The sequence below is a fragment of the Streptomyces poriticola genome (assembly GCF_036689765.1).
Taxonomy (GTDB): domain Bacteria; phylum Actinomycetota; class Actinomycetes; order Streptomycetales; family Streptomycetaceae; genus Streptomyces; species Streptomyces poriticola.
The window spans coordinates 19028-36347 of record NZ_JBAGKH010000025.1 but is presented as its reverse complement, the minus strand read 5'-3'; the positions used below and the strand labels follow the sequence as shown (position 1 = coordinate 36347).

The 17320-nt window shown below is 72.0% G+C and carries 13 protein-coding genes; 9 read left to right on the top strand and 4 right to left on the bottom strand.

Annotated features, from left to right (window positions below; genetic code table 11):
* Positions 1–18: 18 nt before the first annotated feature.
* A complete protein-coding gene (locus V5O46_RS24655) occupies positions 19–1641 on the top strand; it encodes an ABC transporter ATP-binding protein (protein WP_332886914.1) in 1623 nt (540 codons plus the stop codon).
* 66 nt (positions 1642–1707) lie between these two features.
* On the opposite strand, the gene V5O46_RS24650 is transcribed toward V5O46_RS24655, so the two are convergent.
* A complete protein-coding gene (locus tag V5O46_RS24650; protein WP_332886868.1) occupies positions 1708–2814 on the bottom strand; it encodes an alpha/beta hydrolase-fold protein in 1107 nt (368 codons plus the stop codon).
* 122 nt (positions 2815–2936) lie between these two features.
* On the opposite strand from V5O46_RS24650, the gene V5O46_RS24645 reads away from it, so the two are divergent.
* The 5 genes from V5O46_RS24645 (at position 2937) to V5O46_RS24625 (ending at position 9996) form a co-directional block, all read left to right on the top strand.
* The gene (locus V5O46_RS24645) at positions 2937–3149 is read left to right on the top strand and encodes an MbtH family protein (RefSeq protein WP_332886867.1); all 213 of its coding nucleotides are present in this window, start codon (positions 2937–2939) and stop codon (positions 3147–3149) included.
* A 14-nt stretch (positions 3150–3163) separates the two neighbouring features.
* Positions 3164–4723, top strand: coding sequence for an amidohydrolase (locus tag V5O46_RS24640; protein ID WP_332886866.1), 1560 nt, complete (start codon positions 3164–3166; stop codon positions 4721–4723).
* 214 nt (positions 4724–4937) lie between these two features.
* On the top strand, positions 4938–5774 hold the full coding sequence (gene fdhD / locus V5O46_RS24635) for a formate dehydrogenase accessory sulfurtransferase FdhD (protein ID WP_332886865.1): 837 nt from the start codon (positions 4938–4940) through the stop codon (positions 5772–5774).
* 133 nt (positions 5775–5907) lie between these two features.
* On the top strand, positions 5908–7335 hold the full coding sequence (locus V5O46_RS24630; protein ID WP_332886864.1) for a glutamate decarboxylase: 1428 nt from the start codon (positions 5908–5910) through the stop codon (positions 7333–7335).
* A gap of 123 nt (positions 7336–7458) precedes the next feature.
* Positions 7459–9996 (top strand): ATP-dependent Clp protease ATP-binding subunit, encoded by a 2538-nt coding sequence (locus V5O46_RS24625; RefSeq protein WP_332886863.1) that lies wholly within the window; start codon positions 7459–7461, stop codon positions 9994–9996.
* A gap of 164 nt (positions 9997–10160) precedes the next feature.
* On the opposite strand, the gene V5O46_RS24620 is transcribed toward V5O46_RS24625, so the two are convergent.
* On the bottom strand, positions 10161–10532 hold the full coding sequence (locus V5O46_RS24620; protein ID WP_332886862.1) for a thioesterase family protein: 372 nt from the start codon (positions 10530–10532) through the stop codon (positions 10161–10163).
* A gap of 135 nt (positions 10533–10667) precedes the next feature.
* Here V5O46_RS24620 and V5O46_RS24615 point away from each other — a divergent pair, with 135 nt between their 5' ends.
* On the top strand, positions 10668–12986 hold the full coding sequence (locus tag V5O46_RS24615) for an FdhF/YdeP family oxidoreductase (RefSeq protein ID WP_408649048.1): 2319 nt from the start codon (positions 10668–10670) through the stop codon (positions 12984–12986).
* A gap of 22 nt (positions 12987–13008) precedes the next feature.
* On the opposite strand, the gene cydB is transcribed toward V5O46_RS24615, so the two are convergent.
* Both cydB and V5O46_RS24605 read right to left on the bottom strand, forming a co-directional pair.
* Positions 13009–14013 carry a cytochrome d ubiquinol oxidase subunit II gene (cydB, locus tag V5O46_RS24610; protein ID WP_332886861.1) on the bottom strand — a complete coding sequence of 335 codons (1005 nt, stop codon included), beginning with the start codon at positions 14011–14013 and terminating at the stop codon, positions 13009–13011.
* Between the two features lie 12 nt (positions 14014–14025).
* A complete protein-coding gene (locus V5O46_RS24605; protein ID WP_332886860.1) occupies positions 14026–15561 on the bottom strand; it encodes a cytochrome ubiquinol oxidase subunit I in 1536 nt (511 codons plus the stop codon).
* Between the two features lie 218 nt (positions 15562–15779).
* On the opposite strand from V5O46_RS24605, the gene V5O46_RS24600 reads away from it, so the two are divergent.
* Both V5O46_RS24600 and V5O46_RS24595 read left to right on the top strand, forming a co-directional pair.
* Entirely contained in the window at positions 15780–16211 is a 432-nt protein-coding gene (locus V5O46_RS24600; protein WP_332886859.1) for an NfeD family protein, read from the top strand.
* 4 nt (positions 16212–16215) lie between these two features.
* Positions 16216–17268: an SPFH domain-containing protein gene (locus V5O46_RS24595; RefSeq protein ID WP_332886858.1), complete on the top strand. Its 1053-nt coding sequence runs from the start codon at positions 16216–16218 to the stop codon at positions 17266–17268.
* The last annotated feature ends 52 nt before the right edge of the window (positions 17269–17320 follow it).

Here is a 17320-nt window from a genome sequence, read left to right as displayed (position 1 = left end):
CGCCGCAACGCCGGCGCCATGGCCGCGGGCACCCTTCTCATGGGCCTGTACCAGGCCGCCGAGACCGCCTTCCCCATCGCGCTCGGTCTGATCGTCGAGCACACGATGCAGGACCGCAGCCCGGGCGCCCTCGTCCTGTCCGTCGCCGCTCTGGCAGTGATCATCACGACCGTGTCCCTGTCGTGGCGGTTCGGGATGCGCATCCTGCAGAAGGCCAACACCACCGAGGCGCACCGCTGGCGGGTCCGGGTCGCGGCCTGCGGACTGCAGCCGGTGGCCCGGGACACCGGCCTCAAGTCCGGCGAGGTCCTGACCATCGCCACCGAGGACGCCGACCAGACCTCCGACATCATCGAGGTGGTGCCGCTGCTGATCAGCTCCCTGGTCGCGGTGGTGATCGCGGCCGCCGCGCTGGGCCTGGCCGACCCACGGCTCGGTCTGCTGGTGATCGTCGGAACCGTGGCCATCCTGTCCATCCTCAGCGTGCTGTCCCGGCGGATCGGTGCCGGCACCCGGGAACAGCAGGCCCGGGTGGCGCGGGCCGGTGCCAAGGTCGCCGACCTGATCACCGGACTGCGCCCGCTGCACGGCTTCGGCGGCAACCACGCGGCGTTCGGCTCCTACCGCACCGTCAGCACCCGGGCGCGGGACCAGGCGGTCACCGTGGCCCGGGTGAACGGCGCGTACGCGGGCGCAGCCCTGGCCCTCAACGCGGCCCTCGCCGCCGCCGTCACCCTGACGGCGGGCTGGCTGGCCTTCGAGGGCCGGATCACCATCGGGGAACTCGTCATGGCCGTGGGCCTGGCCCAGTTCATCATCGAGCCGCTGAAGCTCTTCTCCGAGATGCCGAAGTACGTGATGATGGCGCGCGCCTCCGCCGAGCGGATGGCACTGGTCCTCGCCGCGCCGCCGGTGACCACCCCGGGCACCGGCCGGCCGTCCACGGGCGGGGACCTCGAGGTCGACTGCGTCCGCCACGGGGAGCTGCGCAAGCTGCGGCTGCAGGTCGCCGAGGGCGAGTTCGTGGCCGTCGCCGCCCACCGGCCGCGCGCCGCGGCCGACCTCGCGGCCGTCCTGGCCCTGAGGGTCCCGCGGCACGCCTACGAGGGAACGGTGCGGCTCGGCGGGCAGGACCTCGCCGGGCTGCCGGTCGAGGCGGTCCGGGAGCGTCTGCTGGTCAACCCGTACGACGGGGAGATCTTCGCGGGCACCCTGCGCAGCAACATCGACCCCTCGGGCACGAGCGCGATGATCCCCGAGGCGGTCGAGGCGTCCGCGCTGACCGATGTCGTCGCCCTGCACCGCGAGGGCCTCGACCACGCCGTCCGCGACCGCGGCGCCAACCTCTCCGGCGGCCAGCGCCAGCGCCTCTCCCTGGCCCGCGCCCTCGCCGCCGACGCCGACGTGCTGGTCCTGCACGACCCGACGACCGCTGTGGACGCGGTCACCGAACAGCTCATCGCGCGCCGCGTCGCCGAGCTGCGCCGGGGCCGCACCACCCTGGTGCTCACCAGCAGCCCGGCCCTGCTGGACGCCGCCGACCGGGTCCTGGTGCTGGACGACGGCGTCATCACCGCCGAGGACACCCACCGCAACCTCCTCGCCACCGACGAGGCGTACCGGCTGGCGGTGGCCCGTTGACGGTGGCCGGCCGGCGGTGGCCCCCCGACCGTGCGGCACAGCGGGCCACCGCGGCCGGCGCGCCGCTCAGGCGAGCGCCCAGGCGACGTCCCTGAGCAGGGCCTGCCGCCAGCCCGCCCGGTCGTGGCCGGCCGCCGACCGCGAGACCCGGACGGCCGCACCGGCCCGGCCGGTCAGCGACTCGACCAGCTCACAGTGGGGCAGCATCCGCGCCTCGTGCTCGCCCACGTCGAACGCCGCCCGCAGCCCGGACAGGTCGGGGCGCTCACGCAGCCGACCGGCCAGGGCACCGCCGACCGGGCCGCCCAGCGGGTCCGCCAGGTCCGGGGCCCCGGGCGCCCACCAGAACGCCCCCGACTGGCAGGCGACCCGCGACACCAGGTCAGGGAACTCCACCGCCGCGTACAGGGCGCTCAGCCCGCCGAGACTCTGCCCGGCGACCACCAGCCGCCCCGGATCGGCGGGTACCCCGCATTCCGCGACCAGCGGCAGCAGCTCGTCCCGGACCGCCTCCCACAGCGTGGGCCGGCACGCGAACTCGGATTCCCGGTCCGCGGCCGGCAGGAACACCAGGGTGACGGCGGGCATCTCGCCGCTCGCGACCGCGGAGTCGAACGCGGCGGCGGCCGGGTGCAGATACAGCCAGTCGTCCCCGTCGAGCAACAGCACCACCGGTCCGCCTCCGCCGGCGGGGTGGATCCGCACGGTGCGCCGCCCGTCGAGCCGCCCGCTGCTCCAGCGGATCCGGGTGCGCGGCACGGGCAGCACGTCCGCGGGACCGAGGGCCGGCCAGTGCGGCTGGGCCGGCGCGTCCGGTGTGGCCGCCACGGACAGGTCACCGCCCGCGCCCACCGGGTTGAACGGATCGGCGTACGCGGTGCCACCCACCACGAACCGGTAGGTCACCCGCAGCCGCGCCGGCATGCGCACCTCGGCGTACCAGCAGTCGGTGTCGCCCCACCGGCGCAGCGGAACCGGCTCCGACCAGCTCTCGAAGACGACGTCGGCCGCCTGCCCGCGCCACAGGAACAGGGTCGCCCAGCCACCGCGGTCGGGGACCGACCGGGGTGCTCCCGCGCCCGCCGCGGACCAGAACGCGTCGCTCCCGGGAGCATCCGGCAGCCCGAACCGGCCGAAGGCCTTCTCGCCGTCACCGGGCAGCTCGCCCGCCATGAACGTCTCCTTGTGGGCAGGAAGAGGAAGGGTTAGGCTCACCATCAATTAGGTCAGGCTAACCTAATCATGACGCACTGTCACCGGCCCGCGGACCGACCCGCCCCGAGGAGGCACGGCACATGAGCACCAACCCCTTCGACGACCCCGAAGGCCGCTTCCTGGTCCTGAAGAACGACGAGGACCAGTACTCGCTGTGGCCGTCCTTCGCCGAGGTTCCCGGGGGATGGACGGTCGTGCTCGCCGAGAACTCCCGGCAGGCCTGCCTGGACCACATCGAGACCCACTGGACCGATCTGCGCCCCCGGTCCCTGGCCGCCGCCACGGACGCCTGACGGACCATCCGCCGATGCCCGTCACCCGTCTGACCAACGCCCGTTTCCTCACCATGGACCCGGGCCATCCGGTCGCGCGCGACGTGGGCATCCGGCACGGCCGGATCACCGGCCTGGACGAGGCCGCGACCGCGCTGCCCGCGGACGAGGTCGTCGACCTGCAGGGCGCCACCGTGCTGCCCGGCTTCATCGACGCCCACGTGCACCTGTCCTGGACCGGCCTGAAACAGCACACCCCCAGCATCGCCGGCCGCACCCGCGTCGACGACGTGCTCGCCGCCGTGGAGGAGGCCGCCGTCCGCACCGGCGGTCCCGGTGACTGGGTGAGCGTCGCCGGCTACGACCAGCGGGCGCTGGGCCGCCATCTCACCGCGGCCGAACTGGACAAGGTCAGCCACGGCCGCAGAGTGTTCCTGATGCACGACTCCGGCCACGGCTGCGTCGTCAACACCGCCGTCCTCGACCTGCTCCCCGGAGTCCCGCACGACAGCGGTTTTCTCGCCGAGGGCGCCATGGGTGCCGCCCGGGCGCTGCGCCTGCCCCACTCCCAGCAGGAGCTGGCCGAGGCGATCGGCCGCGCCGCCCGCACCTGCCTCGCCGAGGGCGTCACCGCCTGTGCCGAAGCGGGCATCGGCGGCGCCCTCCTCGGCCACAGCCCTGTCGAGCTCGGCGCCTACCAGCTCGCCCGCGAGCAGGGCCTGCTGCCGCTGCGCGTCCAGCTCATGGTCGCCGCGGACCGGCTGCACCCGGTCGCCGCGCACGACGCCGACGGCATCCCCCGGGCCCTCGACCTCGGGCTGCGCACCGGCTTCGGCGACGACCGGCTCTCCGTGGGCGCGCTGAAGATCTTCACCGACGGCGGCATGATGGCCCGCACCGCCGCCCTGAGCAGCCCGTACGAAGGCCTGGCGCACGCGGGCCGGCTCCAGGACGACCCCCTGGCGCTCTCCGACACCATCGTCGACGGCCACCTCGCCGGATGGCAGCTCGCCATCCACGCCATCGGTGACCGCGCCGCCGACGTCGCCCTGGACGCCCTGGAGCGCGCCCAGCGCCTGCGCCCCCGCCCCGGCGCCCGGCACCGCGTCGAGCACGCCGGACTCATCCGCCCGGACCAGCTCCCGCGCTTCGCACGGCTCGGCGTCACCGCCGTCGTCCAGCCCACCTTCCTGCACAGCTTCGGCGACGACTACGCCGCGCTGATGGGCGAGGACCGCGCGCCCTGGCTCTACCGCGGCAGGAGCTTCCTCGACCACGGCATCCCGCTCGTCGGCAGTTCCGACCGTCCCGTCGCGGACGGATCCCCGCTGCGGGCCGTCCAGTTCATGGTCGAACGCGCCTCCGCGTCCGGCCGGCTCATCGGCCCCGACGAGGGCATCACCGTCGACGAGGCCCTGCACGCCTACACCGTCGCCGCCGCCCACGCCTGCCACTGGGAGCACACCGTGGGCTCCCTCACCCCCGGCAAGCGAGCCGACCTGGTCGTCCTCGCCGACGACCCACGGCACGTCGACACCTCCCGCATCGGCGAGATCGAGATCGTCGCCACCTACGTCGACGGCCGCCCCGTCTGAACGAAGGCGGCGGCAACGGCTCCCGGCGAGCAGCCGGAGCAGGAGGGCCGGTGTCCGGCGTCCCTCCGGGCGAGGTCCTTCCGGCAGCCCGCGCCCTGCGCTGCTGGCGGCCCCGGCGCCGGTCGGCCTACTGTTCCTGGTGATCACCGCCCGGGACACCGGCCGACCCACGGCACCGGCGGAGCGGGACACACGCGAAGAAGGGACCAGGACCATGGGGCGAGTGACCGCCCGGCGACGGGTTCTGCGCATCAGGGACGGGGCGTCCTCGTACCGCCCCGACACCCTGGCCGCCGAGGAACCGATGGAGATCAGGGCCGGTGGACGCCCCCTCACCGTGACCATGCGCACCCCCGGCGACGACTTCGACCTCGCCGCCGGGTTCCTGGCCGGCGAGGGTGTGCTGCACCGTGCCGGCCAGATCGCGGGCATCCGCTACTGCGCGGGCGCCACCGCGGAGGGGGGCAACACCTACAACGTGGTGGACGTCGCCCTCGCCCCGGGCGTCACACCCCCGGACGCCTCCCTCGAACGCAACTTCTACACCACGTCCGCCTGCGGCCTGTGCGGCAAGGCGAGCCTGGACGCCGTGCGCACCACCGCGCCCTGGTCCGTCGCCGAGGACGGGCTGCGCGTCGGGCCCGACCTGCTGGCCGAGCTGCCCCGGCGGCTGCGGGCGGCGCAGCGGGTCTTCGACACCACCGGCGGGCTGCACGCCGCCGGACTCTTCTCGGCCGGCGGCGACCTGCTGTGCCTGCGGGAGGACGTGGGCCGGCACAACGCCGTCGACAAGGCCGTCGGGCACGCCGTGCGCGAGGGCCTGCTCCCGCTGCGCGGCACGGTGCTGATGGTCAGCGGGCGGGCCTCCTTCGAGCTGGTGCAGAAGGCGGTGATGGCCGGGATCCCGCTGCTCGCCGCGGTCTCCGCGCCGTCCTCCCTCGCCGTGGACCTGGCCGCCGAGAGCGGGCTGACTCTCGTCGGCTTCCTGCGCGGCAGCTCGATGAACGTCTACACCGGGGCCGAGCGCCTCCGGGCCGGGCCCCTGCGCTGACCACGCCCGCGCGGGAGCGACGGTGTGCAGGGTGCCCGAGCGGACTGCCCGGACATGCCCCAGGATGGGAGGGGCCGGCCGGAAGGACGGCCGGTCATGACCGGTGTCGAGAGATGAGCGGGGACGTCGCACCATGCCACCTCTGTTTCACGGAAGTTCGAAGGAACGCGGCACACCCGGACTCGCCGTCAACCCCTTCCACGCGGTGGCCAACCCCGCCGCGGACATGACGGAGGCGCCGCCCGCGCACCGTCTGCCGGACGGGCCGCTGGCACCGGAGACGGCGTACCGGCTGGTCCACGACGAACTGATGCTGGACGGCAACGCGCGCCTGAACCTGGCGACGTTCGTCACGACGTGGATGGAGCCGCAGGCCGATGTGCTCATGGCCGAGTGCCGCGACAAGAACATGATCGACAAGGACGAGTACCCGCGCACCGCCGAGCTGGAACGGCGGTGCGTCGCGATGCTCGCCGACCTGTGGAACGCACCGGTGCCGAGCGAGGCCGTCGGCTGCTCGACGACCGGTTCCAGCGAGGCGTGCATGCTGGCCGGCATGGCGCTCAAGCGGCGCTGGAGCCGGCGCAGCGCCGACCGCTACCCCTCCCGTGAGGCCCGGCCCAACCTGGTGATGGGGGTGAACGTGCAGGTCTGCTGGGAGAAGTTCTGCACGTACTGGGAGGTGGAGCCCCGCAAGGTCCCCATGGAGGGGGACCGCTTCCACCTCGACCCGCAGGCGGCGGCCGAGCTGTGCGACGAGAACACCATCGGGGTCGTCGGCATCCTCGGCTCGACGTACGACGGTTCCTACGAACCGATCGCCGACCTCTGCGCGGCGCTCGACGCCCTCCAGGAGCGCACCGGCCTCGACATCCCCGTGCACGTCGACGGTGCCTCCGGTGCCATGGTGGCGCCGTTCCTCGACCCGGACCTGGTGTGGGACTTCCGTCTGCCGCGGGTCGCCTCCGTCAACACCTCGGGCCACAAGTTCGGCCTCGTCTACCCCGGGGTCGGCTGGGCCCTCTGGCGCGACCACCACGCCCTTCCCGAGGAGCTGGTCTTCCGCGTCAACTACCTCGGCGGCGACATGCCGACCTTCGCGCTCAACTTCTCCCGGCCCGGCGCCCAGGTCGCCGCGCAGTACTACACGTTCCTGCGGCTCGGCCGCCAGGGCTACCGGGACGTCCAGCAGGCCTCGCGGGACGTGGCCGGGGGGCTCTCCGACGGCATCGCGGCCCTCGGCGACTTCCGGGTGCTGACCCGCGGCGACCAGTTGCCGGTGCTCACGTTCACGACCGGGCCGGACGTCCGCGCCTACGACGTGTTCGATGTGTCCCGGCGGCTGCGCGAGAACGGCTGGCTGGTCCCGGCGTACACCTTTCCGCCGAAGCGGGAGGACCTCGCGGTGTGCCGGATCGTGTGCCGCAACGGATTCTCCTCCGATCTCGCGGAGCTGCTGCTGGCCGATCTCACCCGGCTGCTGCCGGAACTGCGCGAGCAGCCGCACCCCCTGGTCGTGGACCGGGAGGCCGAGACCCCGTTCCACCATGCGGAGCACTGACCGGCGACGGCAGCGGACGACGGCAGAGAAGGCAGACGCCCCGCGAGGTGACCGTCCGCTCCGTTTGCGGGGCGATCGGCGTCGGGCTTTCGTGGATACGACCCCCGTGGACCAGGAGCACCCATGTCGATGACGCCCTTCGGATTCGGCTCGTCGGATCCCTTCAGCGAGATGCTGAACCGTTTCTTCGGAATGTCGCCCGCATCGTCCCCGCCGGCCGTCCAGCGCGTTCCCATCGGCCGGCTGCTGACCGACTCGTCACAGGAGCTGTTGAGCCTCGCCGCGCGGAAGGCGGTGGAGGACGGCACCTCCGACCTCGACACCGAGCACCTGCTGTGGGCGGCCACCAAGGTCGACCCGGCACGGACCCTCCTCGCCGAGGCCGGCGTGTACCCCGATGCCCTCGCGGCCCGGATCGCCGAGGTGCTGCCCCGGGAGGCCGGCGAACCCTCCGCCGAGCCGGGCCTGACCCCGGCCGCCAAGCGCACCCTCGGCGCCGCGTACGCCCGGTCCCAGGCGTCCGGGGCGTCCTACATCGGCCCGGAACACATCCTCGCCGCGCTGCTGGACGGCGGTGACTCCGGCGCGGCCCGGTTGCTGCGTGCCGAGGGCCAGGACCTGCGGAAGCTCGCCGCCACGGCGAACCAGTCCGGCCGCGGCGGCGAGGGCACACCCGCAGGCCGCAAGGAACCCGCCACCACCCTGGAGGAGTTCGGGCGCGACCTGACCGAGGAGGCCAGGGCCGGCCGGCTCGACCCGGTCGTGGGACGGGCCGAGGAGATCGAGCAGACCGTGGAGATCCTCTCCCGGCGCTCCAAGAACAACCCCGTCCTGATCGGCGAGCCCGGCGTCGGCAAGACCGCCATCGTGGAGGGCCTGGCCCAGCGCATCGTCGCCGACGAGGTCCCCGGCACCCTCAAGGACAAGCGGGTGATCTCCCTCGACCTGTCCGGCATGGTGGCGGGCGCCCAGTACCGCGGACAGTTCGAGGAACGCCTGAAGAAGGTCATCGAGGACGTCCAGAAGGCCCAGGGCGAGATCATCCTGTTCATCGACGAACTGCACACCGTCGTCGGGGCCGGCGCCACGGGCGAGAGCTCGATGGACGCGGGCAACATGCTCAAACCGGCGCTCGCACGCGGCGAGCTCCATGTGGTCGGCGCGACCACCATCGACGAGTACCGCAAGCACGTGGAGAAGGACGCCGCGCTGGAGCGCCGCTTCCAGCCCGTGCTGGTGCCCGAGCCGACGGTCGAGGAGACCGTGCTGATCCTGGAGGGACTGCGGGACTCCTACGAGGCCCACCACCAGGTCCGGTTCACCGACGAGGCCCTCGCCGCCGCCGCGGAGCTCTCCGACCGCTACGTCAGCGACCGCTTCCTGCCGGACAAGGCCATCGACGTGATGGACCAGGCGGGCGCCCGGGTGCGGCTGCGCAGCGCCGGCCGGTCCACCGAGGTCGCCGGCCGCCAGGACCGCATCGCCAGGCTGCGGCGCGAGCAGGAACACGCCGTCAGCGCCGAGGACTTCGAGAGGGCCGCCCGGCTCAAGCGGGAGATCGCCGAGGTCGAGGGCGAGCTCGCGGGCATCGAGGAGCGGCGCGAGGGCGTCGTGGCGGTGACCGCCACCGACATCGCCGACGTGGTCTCCCGGCGCACCGGCATCCCGGTGTCCCAGCTCACGGAGAGCGAGAAGGACCGGCTGCTGAAACTGGAGGAGGAGATGCACTCCCGGATCGTCGGCCAGGACGAGGCGGTGGTGGCGGTCTCGCAGGCGGTGCGCCGCAACCGCGCCGGGATGGGTGACCCCGGTCGGCCCGTGGGCTCCTTCCTCTTCCTCGGCCCGACCGGTGTCGGCAAGACCGAACTCGCCAAGACCCTCGCCGAGCTGCTGTTCGGGGAGGAGGACCGCATGATCCGCTTCGACATGAGCGAGTTCCAGGAGAAGCACACCGTCGCCCGGCTGGTCGGCGCCCCGCCCGGCTACGTCGGCTACGAGGAGGCGGGCCAGCTCACCGAGAAGGTCCGCCGCCAGCCCTACGGCGTGGTCCTGTTCGACGAGGTGGAGAAGGCCCACCCGGACGTCTTCAACACGCTGCTGCAGATCCTCGACGACGGCCGGCTCACCGACGCGCAGGGCCGGACCGTCGACTTCCGGCACTGCGTCGTCATCATGACGTCCAACATCGGCGCCCGTCTCATCCTGGACCACAAGGGCGACACGTCCGAGATCAAGGACGACCTGATGGAGCAGCTGCGGGCGCGGTTCCTGCCCGAGTTCCTCAACCGTATCGACGACATCATCGTCTTCCACGCCCTCACCGAGGACGACCTGACGCAGATCGTCGACCACCTGCTGGCCCGCAGCGAGCACCGGGTGCACGCGCAGGGCATGCGGCTGGAGGTCACCGAGGCCGCGAAGAAGCTGCTCATCGCCCACGGCCGCCGGCCGGAGTTCGGCGCCCGCCCGCTGCGCCGCACCATCCAGGCGGAGCTGGACAACCGCATCGCCGACCTGCTGCTCGGTGGCGAGACCGGGCCCGGCGACACCGTCGTCGCCGACGTCGTGAAGGACTCCCTCCACTGCACGGTGCGCAAGCCGGAACCGGGGGAGGAACCGGCAGGCGCCGGCACGGCCACCGCCGCCGACAGGACGCCCTGACACGCGGCTGCGCGCCACCTGCCCCGTGCTCGGCACCGGTGGCGGAGCGGCCCGGCGACGGTGCTGCCGACACCGGCCGCGGGACATGTCGGTGACCCCGCACGGCACGGGCGGACCCGCGCCGAACGGGCGGACCCGCAACGATCAGTGCGGGCGCCGCACCGTCAGATCTCCGGCGGCGCCCCGGTCACCGCGGCGATGAACCGGTCCCGGTCGACGACGGCCCGGTCGATCTCACCGGTCGCGACCAGCGCCCCCGACTCGTCGACCGCACGCACCTGGAAGGTGAGCCGTCGGACGGTCGCGTCGGGTGGCGCCTCGGCATGCACGTCCACCAGTTCCCCCACGGCCGTGGCCCGCAGGTGCTGGATACGGACCGCGGTCCCCACGGTCGTCTGCCCGGACCCGATGAGCGGCCGGGCGGCCCGCAGGGTCGCGGCCTCCAGCCATGCGATCAGCCGCGGGGTGGACAGGACGGGCACCTCACCACTGCCCACCGTGGCCGCGGTGTCGGCTTCGGTTACCTCATGACGCATGGCCCCACGCTATAGCGCCGGACGCCGGCCAGGGGACACCGGCCGGATCGCGAGGGTGCCCCGACCCGCTTAGCCTGAGGCGCAGTGCCGCAGATCGGCTCCGTGCACCCGTCGGTCGCCGGAAGGGTGAGTGAATTGACCACCACCGAGGACGAGCAGGGCCCGAGTGGGCTCGAGCCCCGTGTGGGCCCAGCCCACACGGGGGAGCCCGGGTACCGCCCGTACCGGCACCCCGCCGCGGGCTGGGGTGCCGCGAAGAGCGTGACCCACTTCCTGGTGCGCGAGCGCACCTTGGTTGACGGCCCCCGGGCCGTCATGAGGATGAACCACGAGAACGGTGGCTTCGACTGCCCCGGATGCGCGTGGCCGGACGACACCAAGGGCCTGAAGCTCGACATCTGCGAGAACGGCATCAAGCACGTCACCTGGGAGATGACCGCCAAGCGCGCCGGCCGCGAACTGTTCGCCCGCCACTCGGTGAGCGAGTTGTTCGAGTGGAGCGACTTCGAGCTGGAGGACCAGGGCCGGCTGACCGAGCCGATGGTCTACGACCCGGACACCGATCACTACGTACCGATCTCCTGGCACGATGCGTTCGAGCTGGTCGGCCGCACCCTGCGCGGGCTGGACCATCCGGACCGGGCGTCGTTCTACACCTCCGGGCGGCTCGGCAACGAGGCCGCCTTCCTGTACCAGCTGATGGCACGTGAGCTGGGCACCAACAACCTGCCCGACTGCTCCAACATGTGCCACGAGGCCAGCGGACGCGCGCTGCAGGCCTCCCTGGGCACCGGGAAGGGCACGGTCGACCTCAGGGACTGGGAGGCCACCGACGCGCTGTTCATCCTGGGCGTGAACGTCGCCTCCAACGCACCCCGGATGCTCACCTCCCTGGTCGAGGCCCGCCAGCGCGGTGCCCGGATCGTGCACATCAACCCGTTCGTCGAGGCGGCGGCCGGAAAGGCGATCATTCCGCACGACTTCAAGGACATGGCCCTCCTCGACGCGACCCGCACCAGCAGTCTCAACCTCCAGGTGCGCATCGGCGGCGACATGGCCCTGCTCCGCGGTATGGCGAAGGCCGTCCTCGAACAGGCGAGAACCGATCCCCACGCCCTGGACCGGGAGTTCGTCGACCGGCACACCGCGGCCTTCGAGGAGTACCGGGAGCTGTGCGAGGCCACCTCGTGGGAGGAGCTCGAGCGCCAGTCGGGCCTCGGCCGCGCCGACATCCTCAAGGCGGCGCGCATCTACACCGACGCAGACCGCTCCATCGTCACCTGGTGCCTGGGCGTCACCCAGCACGAGCACGGCGTGGACACCGTCCGCGAGATCGTCAATCTGCTGCTGCTGCGCGGCAACCTCGGCCGCGAGGGCGCCGGTCCGTCACCGGTGCGCGGCCACAGCAACGTCCAGGGCAACCGCACCTGCGGCATCGACCACCGCCCCACCGCGGAGTTCCTGGACCGGCTGGCCGGGGCCTGCGGCATCGAGCCGCCCCGCGAGCACGGCCTGGACACCGTCGGCACCATCCGGGCGATGCACCGCGGCGAGGTGAAGGTGTTCGTCGGCATGGGCGGCAACTTCGCCCTCGCGGCACCGGACTCCGCGTTCACCTACGACGCGCTGCGCAACTGCGACCTCACCGTGCAGGTGAGCACCAAACTCAACCGCAGCCACCTCGTGCACGGCCGGCAGGCACTCATCCTGCCCTGCCTGGGCCGTACCGAGAAGGACCACCAGCGCGGCGGCCTGCAGTCCACCTCGGTCGAGGACTCCATGAGCATGGTCCATCTCTCCGTCGGCATGAAACGGCCGGCCTCCCGGCGACTGCTGTCCGAGCCCGCGATCGTCGCCGGAATGGCCCGGGCGGCCCTGCCCGACAGCCCCACCCCCTGGGAGTGGTACGTCGAGGACTACGACCGCATCCGCGACACCATGTCGCAGGTGCTCGACGGGTTCGAGGACTTCAACCGCCGGGTCCGGCTGCCGCTGGGCTTCCGCATCAAGCAGCCCGCCCGCGAACTGGTCTTCCTCACCCCCTCCGGACGCGCCGAGTTCTCCTCCGCCCCGCTGCCCGACGTCGTGCCCGAGCCGGGCACGCTGGCACTGGGCACCATGCGCTCGCACGACCAGTGGAACACCACGATCTACTCGGACAACGACCGCTACCGCGGCATCAAGAACCTGCGCGAACTGGTCTTCATGAACGAGGACGACATGCGCGAACGGGAGGTCGACGCGTTCGACCCGGTCCGTGTCGTCGCCACGGCCGCGGACGGCTCGCAGCGCAGCCTCGACGGCTTCCTCGCCGTCCCGTACGAGATGCCGCGCGGCTGCGCCGCCGGATACATGCCGGAGATGAACGTGCTGATCGCGCTCTGCGACCACAGCACCCAGAGCGACCAGCCGATCATGAAGCACGTCAGGGTCCGGATCACCGCCGCGGTCTGAGCAGCAGGGACGGAGCGCGGGGTCAGTGCGCCGCGGGAATGCGGTCCACGGAGATCCGCCTGCGGAACACCCAGTACGTCCAGCTCTGGTACAGCAGCACGAACGGCGTGAACACCGCGGCGATGACGGTCATCACCGTCAGCGTGTAGGACCCGGACGCGGCGTCGGCCACCGTCAGCGACCAGTCGCTGTCCAGTGTGGACGGCATGACCTCCGGGTACAGCGCCAGGAACAGGGTCGCGAACGTCGCCACCACGGTCAGACCGGAGAGGACGAACGCCCACCCCTCCCGGCCCAGCCGGCTGAGGAACAGGGCCGCAGGCAGCGCCGCGCACGCGACGACCAGGGTGCCCAGGCTCCGGCCGTTGCCCGAACCGGCCTGCGTCCACAGCAGGAACGCCAGGAGCATCAGCAGCGTCCCCGCGCCCAGCACCGGTGCCAGCCGCCGGGCCCGTTCCCGGATCTCACCGTCCGTCTTCAGCGCCGCGAAGGCGGTGCCGTGGCAGACGCACAGCGCCAGCGTGGTGAACCCGCCGAGGACCGCATAGCCGTTGAACAGCTCGCCCTGGCCGCCCGCGTACGACTTTCCGGCGTCGATCGCGATGCCGCGGACCATGTTCGCGAAGATCACCCCCCACAGGAACGGGGTGATCGCGGACGTCCACACCACGGCCCGCTCCCAGGAGCGCTGCCAGCGCGCGCCCGGCCGCTTGGCCCGGTACTCGAAGGCCACCCCGCGGACGATCAGGCACATCACGACGGCGAGCAGCGGCAGGTAGAAGGCGCTGAACATGGTGGCGTACCAGTCCGGGAAGGCGGCGAACGTGGCACCCGCGGCAGTGATCACCCAGACCTCGTTGCCGTCCCACACCGGCCCGATCGTGTTGATCAGCACCCGGCGCTCGGTGCCGCTCCGGGCCAGCAGCCGGGTGGTGAGGACGCCGATGCCGAAGTCGAACCCCTCCAGGAAGAAGTAGCCGGTCCACAGCAGGGCGATCAGGATGAACCAGAGGTCCGCGAGATGCATGCCGGTCCGTCCTCAGTAGGCGAAGGCGAGGGGCTGGTCGCCGTCCTCGTCCGAGGGGCGCAGGGTCGGGTCCTTGGCCGGCGGCCGCTCACCGACGTCCGGGCCCGGCCTGGCGTACTTGACCATGAGCCCGGCCTCGACCACGGCGAGCACCGCATAGAGGGCGCTGAGCGCGGCGAGCGAGACGATCTGCCTGCCCACCCCGACATCGGGCGACACGGCGTCCGCGGTCCGCTGCAGATCGAGGACCACCCAGGGCTGACGGCCCATCTCGGTGAAGATCCAGCCGAAGCTGTTGCCGGCGAGCGGGAAGGCCAGGGTGAGCACGGCGACGCGCCAGCTCCACCGGCTGAGGAAGGCGTTCATCCTGACGTTCCTGGTCAGCATCAGATGCGGGGGCTCGTCCTCGCCGGTGCGGTGGGCGGGGTGCAGCCAGAACCTCTTCCGGGTGAGCCACAGGCCGGCCGCGGCCACGGCGAGACCGGCCATACCGAAGAAGATCATCAAGCGGAAGCCCCAGTACGTCATGAAGATGTCCGGGATGTAGTCCTCACGGGACCCGCCGAACTCGCGCGCCTGCTCCTCGGCCGTGTCGTTGATGCCGGCGACGGGGGAGGAGAAGTCGCCCTCGGCGAGGAAGGACAGCGCCGCCGGGATCTCCAGCGCCACCAGATTGCGGCCCTCGCCGACGTCGCCGACGGACAGGATCGAGAAGGGGGCGGGGGCCTCGGTGTCCCAGAGCGCCTCCGCGGCGGCCATCTTCATCGGCTGCTGCTCGAACATCACCTTGGCCAGCCGGTCACCGCTGAGTGCGGTGCCGAGCCCGGCGACCACGGCGACGACCAGGGACAGCCGCAGCGAGACCCGCATCGCGGCGGTCTTCCGCCCGTCGGTCTCCGCACCCCGCCCGGCCCGCGCCAGGTGATAGGCGCTGATGCCCACCACGAGCGCGGCACCGGTGAGGAAGGCCGCGGTCAGGGTGTGGAAGACCACCACGAGAGTGGTGTCCTGGAACAGCACCTGCCAGATGTCGGTGAGCTGGGCCCGCCCGGAGACGGGGTCGATCCGGTATCCGACCGGGTGCTGCATGAAGGAGTTGGCCGCCAGGATGAACCACGCGGACAGCACCGTGCCGAGGGCGACGATCCAGATACAGGCGCAGTGCAGCCTCTTCGGCAGCCGGTCCCAGCCGAAGATCCACAGTCCGATGAACGTGGACTCGAAGAAGAAGGCGATCAGCGCCTCCATCGCCAGCGGGGCACCGAAGACATCACCGACGAAGCGGGAGTAGGCCGACCAGTTCATGCCGAACTGGAACTCCTGCAGGATGCCGGTGACGACCCCCATCGCCAGATTGATCAGAAAGAGCTTTCCCCAGAACTTGGTGGCGTGGAAGTACTTCACCTTCCCCGTCCGCACCCAGGCCGTCTCCAGTGCCGCGACGATGCCCGCAAGGCTGATGCTGAGCGGCACGAACAGGAAGTGGTAGACGGTGGTCACACCGAACTGCCATCGGGCGACGGTCTCCTGGGCGACTGCCAGCTCCACTGCGTCCCACTCTCCCTCGCCCCCGGCCCGCGGGTGGGGCCCGCCGCCGGCGGGCTCACGTCGACCTTAGGCCGAGAGGGGAGAATTCCCTTGAAACGACACATATAGCCCCACTCCGGGGACGCCGCGTACGCGACTCTGGACCCTCCGCTCCCGGGGCCGCATCATGGGAGGACGGGCCAGATCGACTCATCCCCACCGGTGAGAAGAGGCACGTCATGGATCTGTGGCTGATCTGGTTGATCGTCGCGGCCGTCCTGGCCGTGGCGGAGATCTTCACGCTCACGGCCGCGCTCGGCATGCTGAGCGCATCCGCGCTGGTCACGGCCGGTGTCGCGGCGCTCGGGCTGCCGCTGCCCCTGCAGTTCGTGGTGTACGCCGTCGTCGCCACCGTCACCGTGATGTTCGTACGCCCCCTCGCGCTGCGGCATGTGCTCCAGCCCCAGAGGGCGCGGTTCGGCATCGACGCCCTGGTCGGCAAGGCCGCCTACGTCGTGTCGGAGGTGTCGGGCCGGGACGGCAGGGTGCGGATCGACGGCGAGGAGTGGACGGCCCGCGCCTATGACGAGACGCTGGTGATCCCAGCCGGAGCAACAGTCGATGTCATAGAGATCAGCGGCGCCACCGCGTTCGTCTACCCACGGGACTGAAGCCATGGAATTCTCGGCGTTCTTCCTTGCCGGCCTGATCGTCGCGCTCATCGCGATCTTCACCGTCGTGCGGGCGGTCCGTATCGTGCCCCAGGCCCGCGCCCGCAACGTCGAGCGCCTGGGCCGTTACCACCGGACCCTGACCCCCGGCCTCAACCTCGTCATCCCCTACATCGACCGAGTGCATCCGCTGATCGACCTGCGGGAACAGGTCGTGTCCTTCAGGCCGCAGCCGGTCATCACCGAAGACAACCTGGTCGTCGAGATCGACACCGTCCTGTACTTCCAGGTCACCGACGCCCGAGCGGCCTTCTACGAGATCGCCAGCTTCCTCCAGGCCGTCGAGCAGCTGACGGTCACCACGCTGCGCAACGTCGTGGGCTCGATGGACCTGGAGAAGACGCTGACCTCCCGGGACACCATCAACAGCCAGCTGCGGGGGGTGCTCGACGAGGCGACCGGGAAGTGGGGGCTGCGCGTCAACCGGGTGGAGATCAAGGCCATCGATCCGCCGCAGACCATCAAGGACGCGATGCAGAAGCAGATGCGCGCCGAGCGGGACAAGCGGGCGGCGATCCTCGGGGCGGAGGGACAGCGCCAGTCCCAGATCCTCACCGCCGAGGGCGACAAGCAGGCCGCCGTCCTGCGCGCGGAGGGCAACCGCACCGCCGCGATCCTGGAGGCCGAGGGCCAGTCGCGGGCCATCGACGAGGTGTTCCAGGCCGTGCACCGCAACGACCCCGACCCCAAGCTCCTCGCCTACCAGTACCTTCAGGCGCTGCCGCAGCTCGCCCAGGGCTCGGGCAACAACTTCTGGGTGATCCCCAGCGAGATCACCTCCGCGATGCAGGGCGTCTCCCGGGCCTTCACCGAGATGCTGCCCCAGTCCCCGGCCACGCGGGAGAAGCCGGTGTCGGACGACATGGCCGCGCAGGCCGCCAGCGATTCCGCGCAGGCCGCGGAGGCCGCCGCGGAGGCGCTGGCCGACGCCGCCGAGGCCGACCGGACCCCGGGCGGCGGCTCGCTCCCGCCCAGCCGCCCCGTCGACGACGGCTGACCGCCACCGCGGACCGGGCCACCACGGCCCGCGGCCACCGGGAGCATCGCCC